Raw genomic sequence first — 2,673 nt, forward strand, 5'->3', positions numbered from 1 at the left:
CGGTTAGGCTAAGCTGCGTTATAATGCAGTTTAGCTATTGTTATATTTGAGAAGCGACACGCAATGCTGAGCGGCAAATACAAACATAACTTCTGTTAATTTTTATAATTGAGCCTTACATAAATACCAAAGCCGAAACTTGGTAAATGCAAAACTACTCTGACCAAAGATAGAAAATTAGTGTTTTTACACAACCCTGATTTTAGACTACAGTCATTCGTTTTTATATTCTTAAACGCTTACGAAATCATATTCCTTTTCATATTCGTAGTAAGCAATTTTCTTTCTTCTTTTCCTTCCAACTCTGCAATACTTGGAGCAATTTACACGCAAGACCACTCGGAGCGGTTCAATATAACGTTTCGGCTAAGCTGCGTTTTAATGCAGTTTAGGTGGTGTTGTATGCTGGCTATTTCGGTATTAAATTTAAAGTCTCTTTTATAAAATCAGTTTTCCCTAAAACATAAGCTCCACGGTCATTTTTAAATTTTGAGGCTAATTTTAATTTCAAACTTTCATATTCCTTCGCTCTTATTTCATTAGAATTTAAGAAGTCTCTAAAATCAATTTGTCTCCACATCACATTGTCTTTTGGACACATATGAATATGAAAAATCTGCTCTTTTACTCCTTTCAGATTATATCCTTTAGCAAAAGAAGAATAAGCTTCAATATTTTCTCTTTTTGGTACTATAAAATGTGAGTATCCTAATTCGTTAAATTCATTAATGATTTGCTCATCGAATAGTTTTTCTTTTGAAATTTCAATCATTAAATCTATATAAGGTTTTGATTTAATTTTTGGTATTGATGAACTTCCAAAATGCTCAATTCTCAATATTTTTTCTCCTCCAACTTTAGTCAAAATTCTTCTTTTTTCATGTTGGTAAAAAGTAATCCATTCTGGATTATGATCTACTAATTGAATTGGAAACAGAGTATTCCAATCATCTTTTGTCAAATCACTTAATGTTTTTTTCATTCTTTAGCTTTTTTTGTTACGCTTGCATACAACGGTTTGTGTATGAAACGTAGCGTGCAAAAAGACATTAACTTTTCGGATTAACACAGAGCCGATTTTTTATATTTTGTATTTAATTTTTCTCTTTTTAAAAGCCAAATTAAAAATTAGGCGAATGTTCTAAATATGCACAAAACTTTCGATTAAGCAATTATTAGCTATGTTTTATAAACCGTGTTAGCTACTGCGCATTTTTATTTGTTTTCTATTTTTCCAAATCCTAAGACAGAAGCTAAATATTTATTTTCGCTTAATATTTTATCAGATTTTCTAACACTAAAATATCCATATCCTAATCCCAAAATAATTAGTATTTTCCATAATATTCCTGAGAACAGATAAATTGGGTTTATTAATAAAAGTAAAACGTAATAGAGAATAAATAAACTAAGAGGAATGATAAGTGCAATTTTGGGTTTCTTAAATGTTAGAAAACCAAATCCGATTAATATTAAACCAAGTGATATGCTAAATATATATTCAAAATTTGTCAGATTCTTTAAAAAGGGTGTAAATGGAACAATAATATTAAATCCACCTAATAAAAAAAGTATTATTCTTGATTTCTTAAGACGTTCAATTGATTCCAAGACATCACTTTTTTGTATTACTTGTTTAGCAATAAATGAAGCTTGTTCTTTTTCGGTTCCTTTTATTGGATAGTTACACAAATCACATATTTCTTCGGATTCGGCTCTTTGAGTTTTACAGTTTTTACATTCCATTATTTTATTTCAATTTCAGCTCTAAGATTGTAGCTAACGGTTAGTGTAATGTTAGTTGCTTGATTTAAGAATCGAATTTAATAAATACAAACCAAATAGAAAATACTGCAAGATTTTAGTAAATAAACTTTATGCTAGCAATTAATTTTACACAGTGTTAGTAGCAGTTTTTAATTTTAATCACAAATTTTCCCTAGTTTTCACATTTCCTAAACTCTAAATCCGATAGAGGTTTTAAACCTATCACTGCTCTTACTGAGTCTGACTCAGTTCTATATTTAAAGCATGGTTTTCCAAATTGTGTACCATATAAAAGTCTTCTATGTCCAGATTTATCTCTTCTAACCCAATAGTATTTATCTAAAATCAATGCTAATTTTTTTCTGCTTAGTTTTCCTTTTTCAACTTCACTTAATAATAAATCCAAATATTCTTTTTCATTAATTAATCGATGAGGGTTGTGCAGTAATACCGCTGTTGCTGCTCCTGCAACGCATTCAAATGAAAAATTATCTTTTCCCAATAATTTTTCAGTTGGGTATCCGTTTTTTTTAATAAAATCTACAATTTTATTAAAACTAATTGTGTCTATATTAGGTAATAATTTCATAATTCTTGTAGTTTTTAATAATTTCATATTCCTAACACCTTGGTCACTTCCATAAATTTGACATAATTCGAAAGCTAAACTATCTTTTAATCGCTGTTCAGGGTTTATTTTAGTAACGCTTCTTTTAGATGTACTACAAGAAAATATTAAAAAGAGTAGTATTAAAATAGGTGTAATTTTTTTTGACATGAGATTTTTGTTTTCTGATACTTTCTTAAATTTTAAAACTCAATTTAACGTTAATCTTCGATCTGAGGAATTTTTTGGTCTCTATGGAGTCATTGCTACTAACGTTTTGGCTAAGCTGCGTTTTAATG

The 2,673-nt window shown here is 28.7% G+C and carries 3 protein-coding genes; all 3 read right to left on the minus strand.

Translation table 11 applies throughout. The features are described from left to right. Nucleotides 1-409: 409 nt before the first annotated feature. Nucleotides 410-982: a GrpB family protein gene (locus BSU00_RS12680; protein ID WP_105004702.1), complete on the minus strand. Its 573-nt coding sequence runs from the start codon at nucleotides 980-982 to the stop codon at nucleotides 410-412. 233 nt (nucleotides 983-1,215) lie between these two features. Continuing rightward, nucleotides 1,216-1,746 carry a hypothetical protein gene (locus BSU00_RS12685; protein ID WP_105004703.1) on the minus strand — a complete coding sequence of 177 codons (531 nt, stop codon included), beginning with the start codon at nucleotides 1,744-1,746 and terminating at the stop codon, nucleotides 1,216-1,218. Between the two features lie 193 nt (nucleotides 1,747-1,939). After that, nucleotides 1,940-2,545, minus strand: coding sequence for a hypothetical protein (locus BSU00_RS12690; RefSeq protein ID WP_105004704.1), 606 nt, complete (start codon nucleotides 2,543-2,545; stop codon nucleotides 1,940-1,942). Nucleotides 2,546-2,673 lie beyond the last annotated feature (128 nt).

It is taken from the genome of Tenacibaculum sp. SG-28 (genome assembly GCF_002954385.1).
Taxonomy (GTDB): Bacteria; Bacteroidota; Bacteroidia; order Flavobacteriales; family Flavobacteriaceae; genus Polaribacter.